Source organism: Cellulomonas sp. JZ18, from assembly GCF_009720485.1.
GTDB lineage: Bacteria > Actinomycetota > Actinomycetes > Actinomycetales > Cellulomonadaceae > Cellulomonas.
Window position 1 is genome coordinate 1,679,627 of record NZ_CP045245.1, and the last position, 22,974, is coordinate 1,702,600.

The 22,974-nt window shown below is 74.7% G+C and carries 20 protein-coding genes; 15 read left to right on the forward strand and 5 right to left on the reverse strand.

The window, feature by feature from the left end; genetic code table 11:
• The gene (locus GC089_RS07685; protein ID WP_230685138.1) at nucleotides 1-1,140 is read right to left on the reverse strand and encodes a LysM peptidoglycan-binding domain-containing protein; all 1,140 of its coding nucleotides are present in this window, start codon (nucleotides 1,138-1,140) and stop codon (nucleotides 1-3) included.
• Nucleotides 1,141-1,320: 180 nt separating this feature from the next.
• Between GC089_RS07685 and GC089_RS07690 the strand changes: the two genes are divergently transcribed.
• Entirely contained in the window at nucleotides 1,321-1,728 is a 408-nt protein-coding gene (locus GC089_RS07690; protein WP_155377196.1) for an Rv2175c family DNA-binding protein, read from the forward strand.
• A 42-nt stretch (nucleotides 1,729-1,770) separates the two neighbouring features.
• Here the strand turns inward: GC089_RS07690 and GC089_RS07695 are convergent, their stop codons facing one another.
• Complete coding sequence (locus GC089_RS07695; RefSeq protein ID WP_155377199.1) at nucleotides 1,771-2,850, reverse strand: polyprenyl synthetase family protein; 1,080 nt, start codon at nucleotides 2,848-2,850, stop codon at nucleotides 1,771-1,773.
• Nucleotides 2,851-2,907: 57 nt separating this feature from the next.
• The gene (locus tag GC089_RS07700; RefSeq protein ID WP_155377201.1) at nucleotides 2,908-3,435 is read right to left on the reverse strand and encodes a hypothetical protein; all 528 of its coding nucleotides are present in this window, start codon (nucleotides 3,433-3,435) and stop codon (nucleotides 2,908-2,910) included.
• Between the two features lie 116 nt (nucleotides 3,436-3,551).
• Between GC089_RS07700 and GC089_RS07705 the strand changes: the two genes are divergently transcribed.
• The 3 genes from GC089_RS07705 (at nucleotide 3,552) to GC089_RS18985 (ending at nucleotide 6,967) form a co-directional block, all read left to right on the forward strand.
• Nucleotides 3,552-4,718 (forward strand): DUF4192 domain-containing protein, encoded by a 1,167-nt coding sequence (locus GC089_RS07705; RefSeq protein ID WP_155377202.1) that lies wholly within the window; start codon nucleotides 3,552-3,554, stop codon nucleotides 4,716-4,718.
• A gap of 82 nt (nucleotides 4,719-4,800) precedes the next feature.
• Nucleotides 4,801-5,196 carry a universal stress protein gene (locus GC089_RS07710; protein ID WP_155377203.1) on the forward strand — a complete coding sequence of 132 codons (396 nt, stop codon included), beginning with the start codon at nucleotides 4,801-4,803 and terminating at the stop codon, nucleotides 5,194-5,196.
• A 193-nt stretch (nucleotides 5,197-5,389) separates the two neighbouring features.
• On the forward strand, nucleotides 5,390-6,967 hold the full coding sequence (locus tag GC089_RS18985) for an RNA polymerase sigma factor (RefSeq protein WP_155377204.1): 1,578 nt from the start codon (nucleotides 5,390-5,392) through the stop codon (nucleotides 6,965-6,967).
• Nucleotides 6,968-7,176: 209 nt separating this feature from the next.
• On the opposite strand, the gene GC089_RS07720 is transcribed toward GC089_RS18985, so the two are convergent.
• A complete protein-coding gene (locus GC089_RS07720) occupies nucleotides 7,177-7,440 on the reverse strand; it encodes a hypothetical protein (RefSeq protein ID WP_155377205.1) in 264 nt (87 codons plus the stop codon).
• A gap of 149 nt (nucleotides 7,441-7,589) precedes the next feature.
• Here GC089_RS07720 and GC089_RS07725 point away from each other — a divergent pair, with 149 nt between their 5' ends.
• From GC089_RS07725 to GC089_RS07775, 11 genes are all read left to right on the forward strand, one after another.
• Nucleotides 7,590-9,716 carry a type IIA DNA topoisomerase subunit B gene (locus tag GC089_RS07725; RefSeq protein ID WP_155377206.1) on the forward strand — a complete coding sequence of 709 codons (2,127 nt, stop codon included), beginning with the start codon at nucleotides 7,590-7,592 and terminating at the stop codon, nucleotides 9,714-9,716.
• Nucleotides 9,717-9,774: 58 nt separating this feature from the next.
• Nucleotides 9,775-10,887, forward strand: coding sequence for a GNAT family N-acetyltransferase (locus GC089_RS07730; RefSeq protein ID WP_155377207.1), 1,113 nt, complete (start codon nucleotides 9,775-9,777; stop codon nucleotides 10,885-10,887).
• Nucleotides 10,888-10,960: 73 nt separating this feature from the next.
• Nucleotides 10,961-11,764 (forward strand): ABC transporter ATP-binding protein, encoded by an 804-nt coding sequence (locus GC089_RS07735; protein WP_155377208.1) that lies wholly within the window; start codon nucleotides 10,961-10,963, stop codon nucleotides 11,762-11,764.
• A gap of 57 nt (nucleotides 11,765-11,821) precedes the next feature.
• Nucleotides 11,822-12,340 (forward strand): NfeD family protein, encoded by a 519-nt coding sequence (locus GC089_RS07740; protein ID WP_370514093.1) that lies wholly within the window; start codon nucleotides 11,822-11,824, stop codon nucleotides 12,338-12,340.
• A 63-nt stretch (nucleotides 12,341-12,403) separates the two neighbouring features.
• Nucleotides 12,404-13,579: an SPFH domain-containing protein gene (locus GC089_RS07745; RefSeq protein ID WP_155377210.1), complete on the forward strand. Its 1,176-nt coding sequence runs from the start codon at nucleotides 12,404-12,406 to the stop codon at nucleotides 13,577-13,579.
• 109 nt (nucleotides 13,580-13,688) lie between these two features.
• Nucleotides 13,689-15,461 carry an ABC transporter ATP-binding protein gene (locus tag GC089_RS07750; protein WP_155379025.1) on the forward strand — a complete coding sequence of 591 codons (1,773 nt, stop codon included), beginning with the start codon at nucleotides 13,689-13,691 and terminating at the stop codon, nucleotides 15,459-15,461.
• A 128-nt stretch (nucleotides 15,462-15,589) separates the two neighbouring features.
• The gene (locus GC089_RS07755; protein ID WP_230685139.1) at nucleotides 15,590-17,497 is read left to right on the forward strand and encodes an ABC transporter ATP-binding protein; all 1,908 of its coding nucleotides are present in this window, start codon (nucleotides 15,590-15,592) and stop codon (nucleotides 17,495-17,497) included.
• 108 nt (nucleotides 17,498-17,605) lie between these two features.
• Entirely contained in the window at nucleotides 17,606-18,913 is a 1,308-nt protein-coding gene (locus GC089_RS07760; protein ID WP_230685140.1) for an endo-1,4-beta-xylanase, read from the forward strand.
• Entirely contained in the window at nucleotides 18,910-20,214 is a 1,305-nt protein-coding gene (locus GC089_RS07765; protein ID WP_155377212.1) for a sugar MFS transporter, read from the forward strand. The genes GC089_RS07760 and GC089_RS07765 overlap by 4 nt, the downstream gene beginning before the upstream one ends.
• On the forward strand, nucleotides 20,145-20,981 hold the full coding sequence (locus tag GC089_RS07770) for an RNA methyltransferase (protein ID WP_155377213.1): 837 nt from the start codon (nucleotides 20,145-20,147) through the stop codon (nucleotides 20,979-20,981). The genes GC089_RS07765 and GC089_RS07770 overlap by 70 nt, the downstream gene beginning before the upstream one ends.
• 219 nt (nucleotides 20,982-21,200) lie before the next feature.
• Complete coding sequence (locus tag GC089_RS07775; RefSeq protein ID WP_155377214.1) at nucleotides 21,201-22,316, forward strand: right-handed parallel beta-helix repeat-containing protein; 1,116 nt, start codon at nucleotides 21,201-21,203, stop codon at nucleotides 22,314-22,316.
• Nucleotides 22,317-22,378: 62 nt separating this feature from the next.
• Here the strand turns inward: GC089_RS07775 and GC089_RS07780 are convergent, their stop codons facing one another.
• Nucleotides 22,379-22,954 (reverse strand): YbaK/EbsC family protein, encoded by a 576-nt coding sequence (locus GC089_RS07780; protein ID WP_155377215.1) that lies wholly within the window; start codon nucleotides 22,952-22,954, stop codon nucleotides 22,379-22,381.
• Between the last annotated feature and the right edge of the window lie 20 nt (nucleotides 22,955-22,974).

Genomic DNA, 22,974 nt, shown 5'->3' on the forward strand with positions numbered 1-22,974 from the left:
TCAGCGGTACTGCGTCATGAGCGTCTGCACGTTCGCCACGTAGCGGCGGGTGTCCGCGTACATGCCGTTGCGCTTCACCGACGAGGCGCCCTGGTAGTAGGAGGCGATGGCCGTCGGCAGGTCCGGGGACGTGCGCACGAGCGAGCGCAGGATCGCCACGCCGGCCACGACGTTGTCGTCGGGGTGCAGCAGGTTGAGCGGACGGCCCACCATCTGCGACGCCCACTCCCCGGACGAGGGGATGACCTGCATCGTCCCGATCGCGTTCGCGGGGGAGACGGCGGTGTGGTTGAACCCCGACTCCTGGAACGCGATCGCCTGCGCCAGCGCCGGGTCGACGCCCATGGCGCGCGCGGTCGCGGCGACCTTGGCGCGCATCTCGTCACGGGAGGGGACCCCCGTCGCGAGCAGGCTGGCCTTGTTCTGGTTGGCCGAGGCGACGACGTGCTCCGGGTACGTCCGCCCGGCGAACGTGTTCCCGACCAGGCCCGAGGTGACCGCGGCAGGGGCCGCTGCGGGCGCGGCGGCACCCGGCACGACGAGCGTCTGCCCGGCGCGGATGAAGGCGCGCGCGTCGAGCCCGTTCGCGGCGACGACGGCCTGGACCGTGGTGCCGTGACGCGCGGCGATGGCCGAGACGGTGTCACCGGTGCGGACCGTGTAGGTGCCGCCCGTGGCCGCGGCGGCCGCGGGGGCCGTGGCCGCGGTCGACGCGGCGGCCCCGGGGACCACGAGCGTCTGCCCGGCGCGGATGAAGGCGCGCGCGTCCAGCCCGTTCGCGGCGACGACGGCCTGGACCGTGGTGCCGTGACGCGCGGCGATGGCGGAGACGGTGTCGCCGCTGCGCACCGTGTAGGTCGCGCCGGCGGACGTCGCCGCGGCCGACGGGGCGGGGGCCGCGGCCGCAGCGGCGGACGACAGGCGCAGCACCTGCCCGGCGCGGATCCGCGACGGGTCGGCGAGCGCGTTCTCCGCGGCGAGCGCGCGCACGGTCGTGCCGGTCCGCTTGGCGATGGCCGAGAGCGTGTCGCCGTCCCGGACCGTGTAGCTGTCGGCGGCGTGGCCGGCGGTGCCGGTCGCGGCGAGCGCGACCGTGGCGAGCGCGAGAGTGGCGCCCGTCCCGGTGGCGACGCGGGCCACCGGGTGTGCGCGACGACGTGCGGCTGCGGGCATCGGGTTCCCCCCGGATGTGGCGACAGGAGGCTCCTGTGGCGCATGTGACTGGTGTGACAGAAGACGACGCTAGAGGACGAGCGCGGGCAGGGAAAGCGAGGCCGGTGAATTACAGGCGTGTGGTGGTGCAGGTCGTACGCTGACCGGGTGAGCGCACCGCACCCCGACGACCTCGTCGACGCCTGGTTGACCGTCCCCGACGTGGCCGAGCGGCTCGGCACCGACGCCGGCAAGGTCCGGCGGATGCTGCAGGAACGGCGCATCGTCGGGGTGCGCCGGGGCGACCCCGCGGTGCTGAGCGTCCCCGAGGCGTTCCTGGTGCCGGGCCACCTGGCGAACCCCGCGGCGCCCGGCCGGGCGGAGGACGAGCCCGCGTGGACCGTGCTGGCCGCGCTGCAGGGCACGCTGACGGTCCTCGCCGACAGCGGCTTCACGGACGACGAGGCCGTCGTCTGGTTGTTCACCCCGGACGACGCCCTCGGCACGACGCCGGTCGCCGCGCTGCGCGCGGGCCGCAAGACCGAGGTGCGGCGGATCGCCCAGGCGCTGCTCTGACCCTCCGGCGGCACCGCCGTCCGGTCGTCGAGCGCGTGCGGGTCAGGCCCGGCGGTCGACGGCCGCCCGGGCCAGCGCGAGCACCTGGCTGCGGGCAGGCTCGGGCCAGCCGCGGGCCTCGACGGCCGCGAACGCCTGGGCCGTGAGCTCCTCGATCAGCCGCTCCACCTCGTCCGGTGCGCCGGTCGCCGCGATCCTGGCGGCCAGGGTGCGCACCTGAGCGTCGTCGAGACCACGGTCCCCGAGCCCGGTCGTCAGGGCGGCCACCGTCGCCTCGTCGCCCGCGCTGCGGGCGCGGTGCAGGGCCCGCGCCACCAGGACCGTGCGCTTGCCCTCGCGCAGGTCGTCGCCCGCGGGCTTGCCCGTCGCCGCCGGGTCGCCGAAGACGCCCAGGAGGTCGTCGCGCAGCTGGAACGCCTCGCCGAGCGGCAGCCCGACCGTGCGGCACCCCTCGAGCGCGGCCTCGTCGGCGCCGGCGAGGGCGGCGCCCAGGACGAGCGGGTGCTCGACGCTGTAGCGCGCCGACTTGGCCCGCAGCACCTCCCACGCGCGGCGCTCGTCGCCCGCGTCGTCACCCCACGGCAGCGCCTGCGCGAGCACGTCGAGGTACTGGCCGACCGTGACCTCGGTCCGCATGAGGTCGAAGACGGCGCGTGCGGTGCGTGCCGTGCCCTCGGGGAGGTCACGCTCGGCCTCCGCCCACTCCTGCTCGCTCGCGACGAGCGCGAGGTCGCCCAGCAGGATGGCGGCGGCCGCGCCGAAGCGCTCGCCGTCGCCCAGCAGGCCGCGCGCGGCGTGCCCGGCCGCGAACGTCCGGTGCGCGGCCGGCTGGCCGCGGCGGGTGTCGGAGTCGTCCATGACGTCGTCGTGGAACAGCGCGGCGGCCTGGAAGAGCTCGAGCGCGGCGCCGGCGCGCAGGACGGCGGCCTCGGCCGGCGAACCGGGTTCGCCGCCGTGCGCCCGCCACGACCAGTAGCAGAACGCGGCACGCAGCCGCTTGCCCCCGGCGACCATGCGCTCCACCGCGTCGACCAGCGGCGCCCCGTCCCCGGACACGGCTGCGACGACGGAGCGCAGCCGTGCGACGTGCCGGTCGAGGGCGGCGTCGACACCCGCGCGCAGGTGGACGAGGTCCGGCTGGGGGGAGCGTCCGTCACGGCGCCCACCCTAGGCGTCGGCTCAGGGGATGGCCGGGCGAACGGTGCCGCCCAGGGTCATCGTCCGGGTGCCCTCGCGGTCGAGGACGCCGACGACGAGCAGCTCGGCACCCGCGGACCGCGTGAAGGTGACCTGGGCCGCGAGCCCCGGCTCGGGTGCGGCCGGTGCGGCCTCGCTGAACCCGGCGGCGAGCAGCGGAGCGCGCACCGCCTCGAGCAGGGCCTGCGGGTCCTGCTGCGTGCGGACGTTGAGGCTGATGTCGAGCGTGCCGTCGGCGCCCGGGACCGCCGAGGAGACGAGCACCTCGGCGCCCTCCGGCACCGGGACGAGGTCGGCGGGGAAGCCGTCGGCCAGGCGGCCCACCGCGCTGTGTCCCGCGATCTCGTCGGTGAGCAGGCTCTCCGACGGCGTGGGCGACGCGCTCGGCGCGGGGCTCCCGGTGACCGTGGGGGCGGGCGACGGGTCGGGGCCGCACGCCACGAGGAGACCGGCCGCCACGAGGGGGACGACGCCCGCGCGGAGCGCGGGCCGGGACGTCGGGAGCGGCACGGCGCACAGGTTAGCGGGGACGCGCGAACCGACCACACCCCACGGTGCCGGGGCCGACGACCCACAGGAAGCCCCGGACGCCCCCGCGACGGCGCCGCCTGCGGTGCGCTGACGTCATGGACCACCTCACGCTCCGGCTCGACGACCCGCGCGAGCTCCTCGCCTACGTCCCCCACCGCCTCGGGTTCCGCCCGCACGAGAGCGCCGTCGCCGTGGCCCTTCGGGGCCCGCGCGGACGCGTCGGTCTGGTGGTGCGCGTCGACCTCGACGACCTCGCGCACCCGACCCACGGACCGCAGGTCGCCCGCGCGCTCGCCGGGCACCTGGACCGGGACGGCGCGACCCGCGTCCTGCTCGTCGCGTACACGGAGCGGGACGCGGGGGAGCGGCTGGCGCGGGAGGGGGCCGCGCACCTCGCCGAGGCGTGCGACGTGCCCGTCGGGCCGCTGGAGGCGCTCCTCGTGTCCGCGGGCGCGTACCGCTGCCTGGCGTGCCCGCCCGGCTGCTGCCCGCCCGGGGGCAGGCCGCTGGACGACCTGCGCAGCACGCGGGTCGGGGCCGAGATGGTGCTGGCCGGCTCCGTCGTGGTGGACCGCCGCGAGGACCTGGCGCGCATCCCGTCGGCCCCCGCCGAGGCACGCAGGTCCGTGGCACGAGCCCGTGGTCGCTGGGACGCGGCCCGGCTGCGTGCTGCGGCGGACGGTGACGACGCGGTGGCTGCGTGGCGCCTCGCGTCGCTGCGCGCCTGGCGCGAGGAGGTCGGGGACGCGGTCGCTCGTCCCGCACCGGCGGTGGGCGTCCGGGGGACCGCCACGGACGCGCGAGGGCCGGGCGGCCGCACGACCTTCAGCAGGCTGGGGCGCGTCGAGGCGGGGCTTCGTGACCGTCGGGTGCGCGACGCGGTGCTCGTCACGCTCGTACCCGGGACGGGACGCCTGCCGGAGCGCTCGCTCGCGGCCCCGCAGGTGCGCGCCGCGGACGACCGCCTCCTCGGGGACGCCATGGCGCGCGTCGTCGACCCGGACGTCGGCGTCGCGCCCCCGCCGTCGGCGCGGCGGCACGAGGTGGTCCTCGAGCAGGTGGTCGCCCACGGCCGAGCGGGCGGGCAGCCGCCCGCTCTGACGCTGCTCGGGCTCCTGGCGTGGTGGCGGGGGGACGGCGCGCGTGCGTCGCTGCTGCTCGACCGCGCGCTCGCCGGGGACGGCGAGTACCGGCTCGCGCTGCTCCTGGCGCGCACGCTGGAGGCCGGTCTGCCGCCGGGCTGGGTCCGCCGGGAGGGCTGACCGTCCCCGCCGGTCGTGGCCGGGCCGCCGCTCCGGTAGCCTCGCGCCCGAGGCCAGCGTGGTCCGTGAGGGAGGGTGCGGTATGGGGATCGTGGTCGGCTACCTGGCGACCCCGGAGGGGCGTGCAGCGCTCGATGCGGCGGTCGACGAGGCGCGGCTGCGCTCCACACCGGTCGTCGTGGTCGCGAGCGTCCGTCTCGACGAGGGGCCGGAGCGGCGCACCGAGACGGAGGAGGCCCTCGCGGGCGTCCAGCGGGAGCTGACGGGCCTGGGTGTCGCGCACGAGGTGCGGCTGCTCACCGGCGGTGACGTCGCCGACGACCTCATCACGACCGCCGAGGAGGTCGGCGCGCAGCTGGTCGTGCTCGGTCTGCGTCGTCGCAGCCCGGTCGGCAAGCTCATCCTCGGGGCGAACGCCCAGCGGGTGCTCTTCGACGCGCCCTGCCCCGTGCTCACGGTCAAGCCCGCCGCACGCTGAGACGGTCGCCGCCGGGAATCATCCGGGTGCCGGGCGCGTTGTCACACCTGAAACCCTCGACCCCCGGTGCGTCCCCGCGCGCCGCGCGGCGCCGCGCTCTGCGCCCGGCCGGTCGTCGGTACAATATCCGTCTGACTTCCGATCCTGCGGGCCCTCTCCCGGATCCGGTCGCCGTGCTGACGAAAGGTCCTTCGTGACGTCCCAGACCCCGCATCCCGCACTCCCGCGCGAGTTCCAGCACCCGGCGCTCCAGGAGCTGGTGAGGCGCGGGCACACCCACGGCAGCGTCGACACCGACTCCGTGCGTGCCGCCTGCGAGGCCGCCGGCGTCGAGGGTGCCAAGCGCCTGCGCGCCGTCGTGCGCGGGCTCGGCACCGCCGGCGTGACGGTGAACGACCTCGGCTCGGCCGGTCGTGCGGTCGCCGCCACCAGCGCCAAGTCCCGCCCCGCCGCGCGTGCCTCGGTCGCCGAGGGGACGCGCACGGAGTCCGCGACGGCCACCGCGACCAAGCCGAAGACCACGAAGGCGGCGACGAAGCCGGCGACGAAGTCGACCGGCCCGAAGTCCGCCGCCGCGAAGACGGCGCCGACGAAGGCCGCACCGGCCGACGACGAGACGGCCGAGGACGTCGAGGACATCGACGACGCCGAGGTGCAGATCGACGAGGTCGAGGAGATCGTCGACGTCGAGGCGACGGACGACGACGCGACCGAGTCGGACGACGACAGCGAGACCGAGACGAGCGAGGAGCCCGCCGAGGCGCGTCCGGCCGCCAAGGAGGAGACGAGCGAGGACATCGGCTTCGTCTACTCCGACGCGGACGACGACGACGCACCGGCGCAGCAGGTCGTCACGGCCGGTGCCACCGCCGACCCGGTCAAGGACTACCTCAAGCAGATCGGCAAGGTCGCGCTGCTCAACGCCGAGCAGGAGGTCGAGCTCGCCAAGCGCATCGAGGCCGGCCTGTTCGCCGAGGAGAAGCTCGCGAACAGCCCGAACATCGAGCCGAAGCTGCGGCGTGAGCTGCAGTGGATCGCGCAGGACGGGCGTCGTGCCAAGAACCACCTGCTCGAGGCGAACCTCCGGCTCGTCGTCTCCCTGGCCAAGCGCTACACCGGTCGCGGCATGCTCTTCCTGGACCTGATCCAGGAGGGCAACCTCGGTCTGATCCGTGCGGTCGAGAAGTTCGACTACACCAAGGGCTACAAGTTCTCGACGTACGCCACGTGGTGGATCCGGCAGGCCATCACGCGCGCCATGGCGGACCAGGCCCGGACCATCCGCATCCCGGTGCACATGGTCGAGGTCATCAACAAGCTCGCCCGCGTGCAGCGCCAGATGCTCCAGGACCTGGGCCGCGAGCCCACGCCGGAGGAGCTGGCCAAGGAGCTGGACATGACGCCCGAGAAGGTCGTCGAGGTCCAGAAGTACGGCCGCGAGCCCATCTCGCTGCACACCCCGCTCGGCGAGGACGGCGACAGCGAGTTCGGCGACCTCATCGAGGACTCGGAGGCCGTCGTCCCGGCGGACGCGGTCAGCTTCACGCTGCTGCAGGAGCAGCTGCACCAGGTCCTCGACACGCTCTCGGAGCGCGAGGCCGGCGTCGTCTCGATGCGCTTCGGCCTGACGGACGGTCAGCCGAAGACCCTCGACGAGATCGGCAAGGTCTACGGCGTCACGCGTGAGCGCATCCGCCAGATCGAGTCGAAGACGATGTCGAAGCTGCGGCACCCGTCGCGCTCGCAGGTGCTGCGCGACTACCTCGACTGAGACCCCGCTCTCCCGACCACGACGGCCCCGTCACCGCACTGCGGTGGCGGGGCCGTCGTCGTCGGTGCGCCTGGTGGCGGCGCGGCCGAGCGCGGGCCGCGGCACCGCCGCGCGTCAGGGTGGGCGTCGCGAGCGCCGGGAAGAGCACGAGGGCCCGGACCAGTGGTCCGGGCCCTCGTGGGGTCGGTGGTGCGCCGTGGCGCTCGGGCTCAGGACAGAGCCTTCGCCCCCGAGCCGTACTCGGCGTGGAGGCGGTCGGTCTCGTCCTGCACATGCGTCGCGACGGCCGCGAACTTCGGTGCGTGCTCGCGCGCGTGGTGCGCGCAGAACAGCAGCTCGCCGACCGGGAGCACGACGCGGACGTACGCCTGCGCGCCGCAGCGGTCGCAGCGGTCGGCAGCCGTCAGCGGGGCCGTGTTGTCGATGGTCGTCCCTGTCACGTCTCCATACAACCATCGGGATCGCGGAAGCATGTCGCCAGGAGGGGGAGGTTCGCTCTCTGCGTACAAGATCGTGACCGGACGTCACCCGATCGTGACCTGTGCCACGTCCGGCGCGTACCCGTGCGGCGCAGCGGCATGGCGCCGCGGGTCCTGTCGGCGGGCACGGCTACCATCGCCGCGTGACGACGACCTCCTCGACCCCCGGCTACACCGCTCGGCACCTGTCGGTGCTCGAGGGGCTGGAGGCGGTCCGCAAGCGCCCCGGCATGTACATCGGCACGACCGACAGCCGCGGGCTCATGCACTGCCTCTGGGAGATCATCGACAACTCCGTCGACGAGGCGCTGGGCGGCCACGGCGACCGCATCGAGATCGTGCTGCACGCCGACCAGTCCGTCGAGGTGCGGGACAACGGGCGCGGCATCCCCGTGGACGTCGAGCCCAAGACCGGTCTCACGGGCGTCGAGGTCGTGTTCACCAAGCTCCACGCGGGCGGCAAGTTCGGTGGCGGCTCGTACGCCGCGTCGGGCGGTCTGCACGGCGTCGGCGCCTCCGTCGTGAACGCGCTGTCGGCACGCCTCGACGTCGAGGTCGACCGGCACGGCCGCACGCACCGCATGAGCTTCCACCGCGGCGAGCCGGGCGTGTTCGACGACAGCGCGGGCGTCAGCCCCGACTCGCCGTTCGAGCCGTTCGTCTCCGGCTCGGAGCTCGCCGTCGTCGGCAAGGTGGCGAAGGCGCGGACGGGCACGCGCGTGCGCTACTGGGCCGACCGGCAGATCTTCCTGCCGTCCGCGGTGTTCTCGTACGACGAGCTCGTGACGCGGGCGCGCCAGACGAGCTTCCTCGTGCCCGGCCTCGCGCTGACCGTGCGCGACGAGCGGGGGATCCCGGGCACCCCCGGCAAGCACGGGCCGCACGAGGAGACGTTCCTGCACGAGGGCGGCGTCGTCGACTTCGTCGACCACCTCGCGCCCGACGCGCCCGTGACCGACGTCTGGCACCTGACCGGCGCGGGAACCTTCACCGAGACGGTGCCGGTGCTCGACGACCGCGGCCACATGACGCCGCAGGAGGTCGCGCGCACGTGCGAGGTGGACGTCGCGCTGCGCTGGGGCACCGGGTACGGCACCGAGGTCCGCAGCTTCGTCAACATCATCGCGACGCCCAAGGGCGGCACCCACCTCGCGGGGTTCGAGGCCGCGCTGCTCAAGACGCTGCGCGCCCAGGTCACGGCGAACGCCCGGCGCCTGAAGGTCTCGTCGAAGGACTCCTCGGAGCGCATCGAGAAGGAGGACGTGCTCGCCGGCCTCACCGCCGTCGTGACCGTCCGTCTCGCCGAGCCGCAGTTCGAGGGGCAGACCAAGGAGGTGCTGGGCACCGCGCCGGTGCGCGGCATCGTGGCCCGGGTCGTCGAGCAGCAGCTCACGGAGCTGCTGACGTCCGCGAAGCGCGAGCACAAGGCGCACGCCGCGGCGCTCCTCGACAAGGTGGTCGGCGAGATGCGGGCGCGGATCTCCGCGCGCAAGCAGAAGGAGATCTCCCGCCGCAAGACCGCGCTCGAGTCCTCGTCGCTGCCGGCGAAGCTGGCCGACTGCCGCATCGACGACGTGGAGCGCAGCGAGCTGTTCATCGTCGAGGGCGACAGCGCGCTGGGCACCGCCAAGCTGGCGCGCAGCTCGGACTACCAGGCCCTCCTGCCGATCCGCGGCAAGATCCTCAACGTCCAGAAGGCGTCCGTGGGCGACATGCTCAAGAACGCCGAGTGCGCCGCGATCATCCAGGTCATCGGCGCCGGTTCGGGGCGCACGTTCGACCTCGAGGCCGCGCGGTACGGCAAGGTCGTCCTGATGACCGACGCCGACGTCGACGGCGCCCACATCCGCACCCTGCTGCTCACGCTGTTCTTCCGGTACATGCGTCCGCTCGTCGAGGCCGGGCGCGTGTTCGCGGCCGTGCCGCCGCTGCACCGCATCGAGATCATCGGCGCGGGCTCGCGGAAGAACGAGTACGTCTACACGTACTCCGAGGCGGAGCTCGCGGCGACGCTGAAGAAGCTCGACCGGTCGGGCCGCCGGTACAAGGACGACATCCAGCGCTACAAGGGGCTCGGCGAGATGGACGCCGACCAGCTCGCGGAGACGACGATGGACCCGCGGCACCGGACGCTGCGGCGTGTGACGGTCGAGGCGGCGCAGCGCGCCGAGGAGATCTTCGAGCTCCTCATGGGCTCGGACGTCGCGCCGCGCAAGGACTTCATCGTCGCGGGCGCGCACGCGCTCGACCGGTCGCGCATCGACGCCTGAGCGCGCGCCGCCGCAAATGCGCTGGCGGCGGCGCCCGGCGTCGCGCGACCCTGGGCGGATGACCGACACCGCCGACGCCACGCGCGCCCCCGCCGGCACGGACGCCGACGTCACGACGTCCCGCCCCGACGAGATCGACGGGGCCGCCGCGCCCCCGCGACTCCCGCTCGCACAGCGCGTCGCGGCCCCGGACGTCGCGCCGCTGCCCCCGGCCGCGCTCGGCCTGACGTGGCGCCCGCTGACCGTCGCCGACGCGGAGGAGCTCGCCCGGCTCGTGCAGCTCGTCGAGGAGGCGGACGGCCAGCCGTTCCGCACGTCGGCGGAGGAGCTGGCCGAGGAGATGTCCGCGCAGTGGCGCGACCTGTCGCGCGACACGCTGGTCGGTGTCGACGCGGACGGCCAGATGCGCGCGTGGGCGCAGGTCGACTCCGCCCCGGGGGACTCCCGGGTCGTCCGGGCCTTCGTGTCCGGTGGCGTCCACCCGCTGTGGCGCGGCCGCGGCGTCGGGCGCGCTCTCGTCGCCTGGCTCGACGGCCGCGCACGCCAGGTCCTGGCCGCGTCGGGCAAGGAGCTGCCGGCGCGGATCGCCGCGTACCTCGAGGACACCGCACCCGGCTCCGCCCGGCTGTACCGTGCGGCCGGGTTCGCGCCCGTCCGGTACTACACCGAGATGCGCCGGTCGGTGCAGGGGGAGCTGCCGCCGGTGCCCGATGTCGCCGGGGTGCGCGTCGTGCCGTGGTCCGAGGCGCTCGACGACGCGGTGCGGCTCGCGCACAACGACGCGTTCGCCGACCACTGGGGGAGCGAGCCGCGCACCCCGGAGCAGTGGCAGCAGCACCGCGCGATGTTCGCCCCGGCGTGGTCCTTCGTCGCGCTCGACGACGACGGGGAGGTCGTCGGCTACACGCTGTCCGGGCGGTACGAGCAGGACTGGCCCGTCGCCGGCTACAGCTCCGGCTACACCGAGCTGCTCGGTGTGCGGCGCGCGTGGCGCGGACGCGGCATCGCGGTGGCGCTGCTCGCGACCGCGATGCAGGCGTACGCGGCCGACGGCGTGGAGTACGCCGAGCTCGGCGTCGACACCGCCAACCCGTCCGGTGCGCACGGCCTGTACGCCCGCCTCGGCTACGAGGTCGTGCACTCGTCGACGATGTACTCCATCGAGCTGTGACGTCCGCGACGTGACGCACGCGCGCGCCCTGCCGTCCCCGGCGGGGCGCGCGCGGACGTTAGGGTCTGTGCACATGACCAGCGTGCTCGACCTGCAGGCCGTGACGATCCGCCGGGGGACGACGACGATCCTCGACGACCTGACGTGGCAGGTGCGCGAGGGCGAGCGCTGGGTGGTGCTGGGCCGCAACGGTGCGGGCAAGACCACGCTGCTGCAGGTCGCGTCGGGGCGCATGCACCCCACGCGCGGCACGGCCACGCTGCTGGGTCAGCGCCTGGGCGCGACGGACGTGTTCGAGCTGCGGCCGCGCATCGGCCTGTCGAGCGCCGCGCTGGCCGACCGCATCCCGTCCGGCGAGACCGTGAAGGACGTCGTCCTCACCGCGGCCTACGGCGTGACGGGTCGCTGGCGGGAGGCGTACGAGGAGCTCGACGAGGCGCGGGCCAACGACCTGCTCGCGGCGTTCGGCGTCGCGCACCTCGCGGAGCGGTTCTTCGGCACGCTGTCCGAGGGCGAGCGCAAGCGCGTGCAGATCGCACGCTCGCTCATGAGCGACCCCGAGCTCCTGCTCCTCGACGAGCCGGCCGCGGGCCTCGACCTCGGTGGTCGCGAGGAGCTGGTCGCTGCGCTCGCCGAGCTCGCGCGCGACCCCCGCTCGCCGGCCCTCGTGCTGGTCACGCACCACGTCGAGGAGATCCCGCCCGGCTTCACGCACCTGCTGCTGCTGCGCGCGGGCCGTGTGCACGCGGCGGGGCCGATCGGCGAGGTGCTCACCGCCGAGAACCTGTCCGGCACGTTCGACGTGCCGCTGCGCCTCGAGCACGGTGACGGGCGGTGGGCGGCGCACGCGGCCCCGGGGGCCGGCACGGCGCGCTGACGCCGCAGGTCCCCGCCGGCGTCCCCCAGGCCGCGCGGGCGTGCGCGTCCTACCATCGTGCTGGGGCCCGACGACGGGCCACCGGCCGGGGGTGACGGCATGGGCTGGCTGTGGTGGGTCGGCACGGCGCTCCTGCTCGGGGTGCTGGAGATGGTCTCGCTCGACCTCGTGCTGGTGATGCTGGCCGGGGGTGCGCTCGCCGGGGCGCTCGCGTACGCGCTCGGCGCGCCGGTGGCCGTCCAGCTCCTCGTGGCCGCCGTCGCGGCCGTCGTCCTGCTCGTCACGCTGCGCCCGTGGCTCCTGCGGCACCTGCGGTCGCGGGTGGTGCTGCAGGAGACGAACGCGGCCGCACTGGTCGGGCGCCCCGCCGTCGTCGTCCTCGACGTCGACGGCGTGACCGGCCGCGTCAAGCTGGGGGGCGAGGTGTGGACCGCGCGCACCGTCGACGGCGCGAGCCTGCCCGCCGGGACCTCCGTCACGGTCGTCCGCATCGACGGGGCCACGGCCGTGGTCACCGCCGCGGCCTCCGCACCGCGCACCGACGGCCCCTCGGCCGCCGGTGCCGCTCCCGCCTGACCAGGGGCCCGGGACCCGGGCCGTGCCCGCCGCCCGGCCGGGCGGCAGTCCGCGGAGGCCGCCATGTCCGACATCGACGCCGGGCAGGTCGCCCTCGTCGTCGTCCTCGCGCTCGTCCTGCTCTTCGTCGTGGTCGCCCTCGTGCGGGCGGTGCGGATCGTGCCGCAGGCCGTCGCGATGATCGTCGAGCGCCTGGGCCGCTACAGCTCGACGCTCGACGCCGGGCTGCACCTGCTCATCCCGTTCATCGACCGGGTGCGCGCGAGCGTCGACCTGCGCGAGCAGGTGGTGTCGTTCCCGCCGCAGCCCGTCATCACCTCCGACAACCTCGTGGTGAGCATCGACACCGTCATCTACTTCCAGGTGACCAGCCCGAAGGACGCGGTCTACGAGATCGCCAACTACATCACCGGCATCGAGCAGCTGACCGTCACGACGTTGCGCAACGTCATCGGGTCCATGGACCTCGAGCAGACGCTCACGAGCCGCGACCAGATCAACGGGCAGCTGCGCGGCGTGCTCGACGAGGCCACGGGGCGGTGGGGCATCCGCGTGAACCGGGTCGAGCTCAAGGCGATCGACCCGCCCGCGTCCGTGCAGGGGTCGATGGAGCAGCAGATGCGCGCCGAGCGTGACCGGCGCGCCGCCATCCTCACCGCCGAGGGCGTCAAGCAGTCCCAGATCCTCACCGCGGAGGGGGAGAAGCAGGCGGCGATCCTGCGTGCGGAGGGCGAGGCGCAGTCGGCGATCCTGCGCGCCGAGGGGGAGTCGCGCGCGATCCTGCAGGTGTTCGACGCGGTGCACCGCGGTGACGCCGACCCCAAGCTGCTGGCCTACCAGTACCTGCAGACGCTGCCGAAGGTGGCTGCGAGCCCGGCCAACAAGCTCTGGTTCCTGCCGGCGGAGCTCAGCGGCGCGCTCGGGTGGCTCTCGAAGGGGTTCACCGGAGGCGGCGAGGGCGACGGCGACCGGTACGCCACGCGTCCCGCGGGCGACTCCCCGCTCGCCGCGGACGACCTGCCACCGGTGTCCCTGACGGACCCGGGCGAGGCGCTCGCGGAGGCACGTCGGGAGTCGGCCGCCGCGACCGCGGACGCGACGAGCGCCGGCACGCTGTCGGGCCTGCGCTTCGACCCCGCCGCCGAGCGGGGCCAGCGCCCCGGCGTGGACGGGCCGGAGGATCGCGGGACCGGCGGGGGACCTGCCGGCGGTCGGGGGGCCGCACCCGGAGGCGACTGAGCGGCCGCTGCACCGGCGTCCGCTGAGAGCGGACGGCCGGAGAAGGACTGTTGCCTCGCGCACGTCACGTGGGAGCGTGTGACGCGGTCCACGTGAGGAGGTGCGCACGGTGCTCCTGCGGCTGCTGCGCGAGCAGCTGCGTCCCTACCGGGGCGCCGTGCTCGCGGTGCTGGTGCTCCAGCTCGTCCAGGTGCTCGCGACCCTGTGGCTGCCGAGCCTGAACGCCGACATCATCGACGACGGCGTGGCCCAGGGCGACACGGCGGTCATCTGGCGGATCGGCGGCGTCATGCTCGCCGTGAGCCTGGTGCAGGTGGTCGCCGCGATCGGCGCCGTGTGGTTCGGTGCCCGCACGGCGATGGCCTTCGGACGGGACGTGCGGGCGCGCCTGTTCGACCGCGTGCAGGCGTTCTCCCAGCAGGAGATGGGACGGTTCGGCGCGCCGACCCTCATCACCCGCACGACGAACGACGTGCAGCAGGTGCAGATGCTCGTGCTGATGACGTTCGTGTTCCTCGTCATGGCGCCGCTCATGCTCGTCGGCGGTGTCGCGATGTCGCTGCGCGAGGACGTCGTCCTGTCGGGCCTGCTCCTGGTCGTCGTGCCCGTGCTGGTCGGCGTCGTGGCGCTCGTCGTGCGCCGGATGGTGCCGTGGTTCCGGCGGGTGCAGGAGCGCATCGACGGGATCAACCGCGTCATGCGCGAGCAGCTCACGGGCGTGCGCGTCGTCCGGGCGTTCGTGCGCGAGCGGCGCGAGCGCGACCGGTTCGAGGTCGCCAACGACCTGCTCTACGAGGCGTCGCTGCGCACGGGCCTGCTCATGGCCCTGCTGTTCCCCGCGGTCATGCTCGTGATGAACGCCTCGAGCGTCGCCGTGGTGTGGTTCGGCGCCCGCAGGGTCGACGCGGGCGACATGCAGATCGGCTCGTTGGTCGCGTTCCTCAGCTACATCATGTTCGTGCTCATGGCCGTGATGATGGCCTCGATGATGACGGTGATGGTCCCGCGGGCCGTCGTCTCCGCGGAGCGGATCACCGAGGTGCTGGACACCAGCCCGAGCGTCGTCCCGCCCGCCGAGCCCGTGCCGTTCGCCACCACCCGGTCCGTGGCGTCGGCGGACGGGACGCCCGGCCCGCGGACCGGCCTCCTCGAGCTGCGCGACGTCGAGTTCCGGTACCCCGGCGCCGAGCACCCGGTGCTGCAGGGGGTCTCCTTCACCGCCGAGCCCGGCCGGACGACCGCGATCATCGGCTCGACCGGCGCCGGCAAGACGACGCTGCTCCACCTCGTGCCGCGCCTGTACGACGTGACGGGCGGGCAGGTGCTCGTGGACGGCGTCGACGTGCGGGAGGCCGAGCCGGAGGCGCTGTGGGCCCGCATCGGGCTCGTGCCGCAGCGCCCGTACCTGTTCTCCGGCACGGTGCGCAGCAACCTGCAGTTCGGCCGGCCCGACGCAAACGACGACGCGCTGTGGCACGCGCTGACGGTCGCGCAGGCGCGGTCGTTCGTGGAGGCGCTGCCAGAGGGGCTCGACGCACCCGTCGCGCAGGGCGGCACCAACCTGTCCGGCGGGCAGCGGCAGCGGCTCGCGATCGCGCGGGCCCTGGTCCGACGCCCGTCCCTCTACCTGTTCGACGACTCGTTCTCGGCCCTGGACTACGCGACGGACGCCGCGCTGCGGGCCGCGCTCGTACCCGAGACGCGCGACGCGACGGTGATCGTCGTCGCGCAGCGCGTCGCGACGATCCGCCACGCCGACCGGATCCTCGTCCTCGACGAGGGCCGTGTCGTCGGCGACGGCACGCACGAGGGGCTGCTGGAGTCGAACGCGACGTACCAGGAGATCGTCCACTCCCAGCTGAGCGCCCAGGAGGCGGCATGACGGCGGCGCCGGGGCCCCGGACGACGACGGGTGCCGCACCCTCGGGAGCACCCGCGGCCGTCCCTCCGGGAGGTGCACCGCCCCGCCCCGTCGGTCCGCGCGGCGGCCCGATGGGCATGGGGCTGGGGATGCCCGGGCAGAAGTCGCTCGACTTCCGCGGGTCGCTGCGACGCCTGCTCGTCGTGCTGCGGCCCGAGCGTGCGCGGCTCGTGGCCGTGCTCGTCCTCGGGGCGCTGTCGGTGGCCGCCGCCGTCGCCGGCCCGAAGCTCCTCGGGGACGCGACGAACGTGCTGTTCGACGGCGTGGTCTCCCGGGCCCTCGGTCAGGTCGTCCCCGCCGGGTCGACGCAGCAGGAGGCCGTCGACGCGCTGCGGGCGTCCGGACAGGACCAGCTGGCCGACATGGTCTCGGGCATGGACCGGGTGGTGCCCGGCACCGGCGTCGACTTCGGACGGCTCGGCGGGATCCTGCTGGTCGTCCTCGTCGTCTACCTGGCGTCGTTCGTGCTCGGGTGGCTGCAGGGCCGGCTCACCGCGCTCGCGGTGCAGCGCACCGTGCGGCGCATGCGCTCGCACGTCGAGGAGAAGCTCTCCCGGCTGCCGCTGTCGTACTACGACCGGCAGCCGCGCGGCGAGCTGCTGAGCCGCGTGACCAACGACATCGACAACGTCGCCCAGACGATGCAGCAGACGCTGTCGCAGCTCGTGACGTCGCTGCTCACGGTGGTGGGTGTGCTCGGCATGATGTTCTGGCTGTCGCCGCTGCTCGCGGTCGTCGCGCTGGTGACCGTGCCGCTGTCCGTGGCGGTCGCGGGGGCGATCGCGAAGCGCTCGCAGCCGCAGTTCGTGCAGCAGTGGGCGTCGACGGGGCAGCTGAACGCCCACATCGAGGAGATGTTCACGGGGCACGCGCTCGTGACGGTGTTCGGGCGCCAGCCGGAGGCGGCGCGCACCTTCGCCGAGCGGAACGAGCAGCTCTACGAGGCGAGCTTCCGCGCGCAGTTCATCTCGGGGATCATCCAGCCGGCGCTGGGGTTCCTGTCGAACGTCAACTACCTCGTCATCGCCGTGGTCGGCGGTCTGCGGGTGGCGTCGGGGGCGATGACGCTCGGCGAGGTGCAGGCGTTCATCCAGTACAGCCGCCAGTTCACCCAGCCGCTGACGCAGATCGCCTCGATGGCGAACCTCCTGCAGTCGGGGGTCGCCTCCGCCGAGCGCGTCTTCGAGCTGCTCGACGCCGACGAGCAGGAGCCCGACCCGGCGACGCCGGTGCGCGTCGAGCCGCCCGTGCGCGGCCGCGTCGCGTTCGAGGACGTGTCGTTCCGCTACGAGCCCGACACGCCCCTCATCGAGCACCTGAGCGTCGTCGCCGAGCCCGGCCAGACCGTCGCGATCGTCGGGCCCACGGGCGCCGGCAAGACGACCCTGGTGAACCTCGTCATGCGGTTCTACGAGGTCGACTCCGGCCGCATCACCCTCGACGGCGTCGACACGCGCACGCTCACGCGCGACGACCTGCGCCGCCAGATGGGCATGGTCCTGCAGGACACGTGGCTGTTCGAGGGGACCATCGCCGACAACATCGCGTACGGCGTCGACGGGGCGACGCGCGAGCAGGTCGTCGAGGCCGCCGTCGCGACGCACGTCGACCGGTTCGTGCGGACCCTGCCGGACGGCTACGACACCGTGATCGACGACGAGGGCGGTGCGGTGTCGGCGGGGGAGAAGCAGCTGCTCACGATCGCCCGCGCGTTCCTCGCCGACCCGGCGATCCTCATCCTCGACGAGGCGACGTCGTCCGTCGACACCCGTACCGAGGTGCTCGTGCAGCAGGCGATGGGAACGCTGCGCGCCGGGCGGACGTCCTTCGTCATCGCGCACCGCCTGTCCACCATCCGCGACGCGGACGTCATCCTCGTCATGGAGCACGGGCGCATCGTCGAGAAGGGCAGCCACGACGAGCTGCTCGCGGCGGACGGCGCGTACGCGCGCCTCTACGCGAGCCAGTTCGCGGCGGCCACGGCACCCCTGGACTGACCCGCCGACGGGCCGACCGGGGCAACCCGGACCCGTCCCGAGCCCTGGTTTGTGCATCCGCGTCTGCGCAGGTCATGCTGGACCTGGAACGATTCGAGGAGGAACACGTTGTCGACCACGCCCGCCGTGCCCGCCCGCGCCGACGCCCCCGTCGTCGCGGACCCCGCGCTCGCCCACCGCACCCGGAGCCTGACGGTCCGCCTCACCGACGCGTCGGGGCGCCCGCTCGCCGGTGCCGTCGCGCGGGCCGAGCAGCAGGACCACGCGTTCTGGTTCGGCAACATCGGCTTCGACGAGGTGGAGCGGGCCGCTGCCGCCCTGCCCGGCGGGCGCCCCCTCGCGCCGGGGCAGGACGAGCTGCTCGCGCGGTTCGACGAGCTGTGGCGCGACGTGTTCAACCTGGCGACGCTGCCGTTCTACTGGGGCACCTTCGAGCCGACCCAGGGCAGCCCGCGGACCGCCGCGCTGCGCGCCGCCGCCGAGCACTACCGCGACCACGGCGTGACCGTGAAGGGCCACCCGCTCGTGTGGCACACCGTGCAGCCGGACTGGCTGAAGCCGCTGCCGGACGAGGAGGTCCTGCGCCTCCTGCGGGCCCGCGTGCAGCGTGACGCGAGCGAGTTCGCCGGCCTCGTCGACGTGTGGGACGCGATCAACGAGGTGGTGATCATGCCGATCTTCACCAAGGACGACAACGCGGTCACGCGGGTCGCGAAGACGGTCGGCCGCATCGGCATGATCCAGCTCGCCTTCGACGAGGCGCGCGCCGCCAACCCCGGGGCGATGCTGCTGCTCAACGACTTCGACATGTCCGCCGACTACGAGCACCTCGTGGAGGAGGCGCTCGCCGCCGGTGTGCGCATCGACGCGCTGGGCCTGCAGAGCCACATGCACCAGGGCGCGTGGGGCCGCGACAAGACGCTCGACGTGCTCGAGCGGTTCTCCCGGTTCGGCCTGCGCATGCACTTCACCGAGACCACGATCCTGTCCGGCGAGCTCATGCCCGCGCACTACGACGACCTCAACGACCACCAGGTCGACGTCTGGCCGAGCACGCCCGAGGGCGAGGAGCGCCAGGCGCGCGAGGTCGAGGAGCACTACCGCACCCTGGTGGCCCACCCGCAGGTCGACGCGATCACGTACTGGGGCCTGTCCGACCACGGCATGTGGCTCAACGCGCCCGGCGGGCTCGTGCGGGCCGACGGCACACCGAAGCCGTCGTACGAGACGCTGCGCGGCCTGGTGAAGGGCGAGTGGTGGCTGGCCGCCACCGACGTCACGGCCGACGCGGACGGGACCGTGCAGCTGCGCGGCCTGCCGGGCCGCTACGTGCTCGAGGTCGACGGCGCGCGCCACGAGCTCGTCCTGCCCGCCGAGGGCGGTGACACGCAGACCACGGTGGTCGTGCCCCGGTGAGCGCCGTCGCCGCGCGGCTCGTGCGGGACCGGCTCACGCTCGGCCTCTACGCGCCGTTCGTGGTGTGGGGCTGGCTGCTCTACAGCTTCAACCCCAGCGTCCCGCTGCTCGGCGACGAGCTGGGTGTCTCGGCCGCGCAGGCGGGCCTGCACGGCACCGCCATGGCGGCCGGCGGGCTCGTGGCCGCACCGCTCATCCCGCGCGCTGCGCAGGCACTCGGGCGTCGGACGACGCTCGTCGTGGCGGCGCTCGTCGTCGCCGTGGGGCTCGCCGGGCTGCTGCTCGGCCGTGAGCTGCCGGTCACCCTGGTCGGCATGCTCGTCACGGCGGTGGGCGGGAACCTGCTGATCGCGACCGCGCAGGTGGCGCTCGCGGCGCACCACGGGCCCACGTCGTCGGCGGCCCTGGCCGAGGCGAACGGCGTCGGCTCGGGCATCGGTCTGCTCGGGCCGCTGGCGGTCGGCGCCTGCGTCGCGATCGGCTGGGGCTGGCGGGCCGGGGTCGTCGTGACCGCGGCGCTGGGGGTCGCGACGGCGCTGCTGGTCCTCCGGCTGCCGCGTTCACCCGCGCTCGACCGGCCGGGACCGGCCGACCCCGCGGAGCCGGTGCCGCTCGCCGCCGCCGACGAGGCCGCGGCGGCCCGCCGCGGCCCGGGCCGGCACGCCGGCACGTTCTTCCTGGCCGCGCTCGTCGCCGCGACGTCGCTGGAGTTCGCGACGACGTTCTGGGCGACGGACCTCGTGCTCGAGCGCACGTCGGCCGGCGCGGGGATCGCCACGGCGACGACGGCCGGGCTCGCCGCCGGCATGACGGCCATGCGGTTCGTGATCGGTCCGCTGTCGCTGCGGGTCGCACCGGCGACCCTGCTCGCCGCGTCGTTCGTCATCTCCGTCGGTGGCTGGGCCGTGCTCTGGACGGCGACGAGCACCGCCGTCGCCCTCACCGGCCTCGTCGTGGCCGGCTTCGGCTACGGCGCGCAGTACCCGCTGTCCGTGGCGCTGCTGCTCGCCGCGTCGCCCGGGCGGCGTGACCGCGCGCAGTCGCACGCGACGCTCGCGGGCGCGCTGGCCGTCGGCGTGGCGCCGTTCGCGCTCGGGGCGGCGGCCGACCAGGTGGGCAGCCACCAGGCGTTCGTCCTGGTGCCGGTGGTCGCCGCCGTCGGGTTCGGCATGGCCGTGCTCGGCGGCCGCGCGGTCCGGCGCACCCCCGCGGCCCTGGGAGGATCGACGCCGTGGCACGACCCGACGTCCGACCCGTCACCGACCGCGACGACCCCCGCCTCGCCGACTACGTCTCCCTGACCGACGTCGCGCTGCGACGACGGCTGGAGCCGGAGAACGGCCTCTACATCGCCGAGAGCTCGACGGTCCTGGGTCGTGCGCTGCGCGCCGGGCACCGGCCGCGGTCGGTGCTGCTCGCGCCACGGTGGCTGGGCGACGTCGAGGTGATGCTCGCGGACCTGCCCGGCGACGACGTGCCCGTGTACGTGGCCGAGGAGCCCGTGCTCGAGGCCATCACCGGGTTCCACGTGCACCGGGGCGCCCTCGCGGCGATGCAGCGGCCCGTGCTGCCCTCCGTGGCCGACGTGCTGGCGTCGGCCCGCGACGGCGCCGGTGCCCGTCGCGTCGCCGTGCTCGAGGACGTCGTCGACCACACGAACGTCGGCGCCGCGTTCCGGTCGGCGGCCGCGCTCGGCGTCGACGCGGTGCTCGTGACGCCGCGCTGCGCGGACCCGCTGTACCGGCGGTCGGTGCGGGTGTCGATGGGCACGGTGTTCCAGGTGCCGTGGACCCGGGTGGACCCGTGGCCCGAGGGCGTCGACGTCCTGCGGGAGGAGGGGTTCGTGGTCGCGTCGCTCGCGCTCTCCGACGACGCGATCACGCTCGACGAGCTCGTCGCCGACCCGCCGGAGCGCCTCGCGCTGGTCCTCGGCGCCGAGGGGCACGGGCTCAAGCCGCGGACGGTCGCGGCGTCGGACCTGGTCGTGCGCATCCCCATGGCCGCAGGGGTCGACTCCCTCAACGTGGCGGCGGCGGCCGCCGTCGCGTTCTGGGCGACGCGGGTCTGACGCCTCACCCGGGTGACGTGCGGGCGACGTCGTCCGCGGCGACGGGAACGAGCCGCGGCACACCGGGAGGGTGCGCTACGGGAGCCCGCGTCCTGGGCGGCGGCGGTGACCGGCGGCCGGACCGGGTGAGAACGGGACACAGGGGTTGATGTGGCCGCGGCGCCGCAGGACGCTGGGGACGGTGCCCGGCACCGGCGCCGGGCGCCGCCAGGGGGAACCATGCGTACCGGCACCCGCACCGGCCTGTCCGTCCTCGCCGTCGCCGCGCTGACCGCGCTCGGCGCCGCACCGGCGTCCGCCGCGCCGCCACCCGCCTGCGGCGACACCCTCACCGTCGACACGGTGCTGACCGCCGACCTCTCGTGCCCGGCCGGCGGGCCCGGGCTCCGGCTCGCGCCGGGGGTGACGCTCGACCTGGGCGGGCACGTCCTGCGCGGGCCCGGCCCGGTGCTGGGCAGCGGGCGGGGCGTCGAGGTCACGCGGGAGGGCGAGGCCGTCGTGCGCAACGGGACGGTCGCGGGATGGAGCACCGGCGTCGGCTCGCTGCCGGTCGAGACCGGGGGACCCACCGGCGTGCTCACGCTCGAGCGGCTGGTCGTCCGGGACAACGGCCTCGGCGCGGACGTCTCGGGGGAGCCCGGCAGCGGGTTCTTCGCCAAGCCGCTGCGGGTCGTGCGCTCGACGTTCCTGCGCAACGGCGACGGCGTCCTGACGCCGGACAGCGACGCCGTGATCGAGCGCTCGACGTTCGCCGAGCACTCCCGGGCCGGCGTCGTGACCGACGACGGCGGTGGCGCGACGATCACGGGCAGCCGCTTCCTGCGCAACCGGCACGGCGTCTTCCTCCTCGTCCAGGGGAGCGCGGACGTCGTGGGCTCGGAGTTCGTCGACAACACGATCGGGGTCGGCGCCGAGATCGCCGAGGCCTACATCAGCGTCCGGGACAGCCGGTTCACCGGCTCCCAGATCGCCGTGGACGCCGAGTGGGCCCAGCTCTCGCTGAGCGGGTCGCGGCTCGTCGCGAACACCACGGGCGTGGTGCTCGGCGACTGGGGGGCCTCGATCGTCGGCAACAGGTTCCGGGCGAACGAGACCGGCATCCGCGGGTCCGGACCGGGTCTGATCCAGGACAACGTGCTGCGGTGGAACGGCGACGGCATCGTCATCGACCCGGCGTACGACACGCTCGCGCTGGGCGGCAACGACGTGCGGCGCAGCTCGGGCTGGGGCATCCACGCACCCGGCGTGACGGACCTGGGCGGGAACGTGGCACGCGGGAACGGCAACGAGCCGCAGTGCGTCGGCGTCGTGTGCGGGGGGCGGCCGCCGTCGTGACCGACGGCGGTACGAGCGGGTACGACCCGGGGCCGGGCCCGCGCACGACCGGCCGTCGCGGGTCAGGGCAGCGCGAGGCCCTCGACGACCTCGACACCGGGCGCCCGCACGAGGAGCGCGCCCGGCAGCGAGATCTTGGAGCGGCGCACCCCGCTGCCGATGATCACCCTGCCGCCCGACGCCGCGTCGTCCGCGGCCACCGCCGCGTCGGCGAGCACGCGGTACCCCGCGGGCAGCCCGAGCGGGGTGATGCCGCCGTACTCCATGCCCGACTCGGCGGTCGCGCGGTCCATCGGGAGGAACGAGGCCTTGCGCACGTCGAGCAGGCGCTTGACGGCGTTGTTGACGTCGGCGCGCGTCGTGGCGCGCACCAGCGCCGCGGCCACCTTCTCCTCACCCGCGCGCCGGCCCCCGACGAGGACGCAGTTGACGGAGGCCGACAGCGGCAGGTCGTAGGCGTCGGTCATCGCGGCCGTGTCCGCGAGCCCGGGGTCGATCTCCGCGACGAGCACGGCGTCCGCGACGCCCGGGTCCGTGGCCGCCCAGGCGGCGACGGCGGCGGCGGTGGCGTCGGCGAGCAGGTCCGGGCGGTCGACGGCGCGCTCCCAGGTGAGCGAGCCGAGCGTGGCGGTCGTCATGCGAGGCAGGGTAGCCGCCG

Excerpts from the sequence above, each read along its gene's own strand:
- GC089_RS07705 (WP_155377202.1), top strand. The coding sequence starts at position 3,552 with ATGGACCACCTCACGCTCCGGCTCGACGACCCGCGCGAGCTCCTCGCC.
- GC089_RS07710 (WP_155377203.1), top strand. The coding sequence starts at position 4,801 with ATGGGGATCGTGGTCGGCTACCTGGCGACCCCGGAGGGGCGTGCAGCG.
- GC089_RS07720 (WP_155377205.1), bottom strand. The coding sequence starts at position 7,440 with ATGCTTCCGCGATCCCGATGGTTGTATGGAGACGTGACAGGGACGACC.
- GC089_RS07730 (WP_155377207.1), top strand. The coding sequence starts at position 9,775 with ATGACCGACACCGCCGACGCCACGCGCGCCCCCGCCGGCACGGACGCC.
- GC089_RS07735 (WP_155377208.1), top strand. The coding sequence starts at position 10,961 with ATGACCAGCGTGCTCGACCTGCAGGCCGTGACGATCCGCCGGGGGACG.
- GC089_RS07745 (WP_155377210.1), top strand. The coding sequence starts at position 12,404 with ATGTCCGACATCGACGCCGGGCAGGTCGCCCTCGTCGTCGTCCTCGCG.
- GC089_RS07755 (WP_230685139.1), top strand. The coding sequence starts at position 15,590 with ATGCCCGGGCAGAAGTCGCTCGACTTCCGCGGGTCGCTGCGACGCCTG.
- GC089_RS07775 (WP_155377214.1), top strand. The coding sequence starts at position 21,201 with ATGCGTACCGGCACCCGCACCGGCCTGTCCGTCCTCGCCGTCGCCGCG.
- GC089_RS07780 (WP_155377215.1), bottom strand. The coding sequence starts at position 22,954 with ATGACGACCGCCACGCTCGGCTCGCTCACCTGGGAGCGCGCCGTCGAC.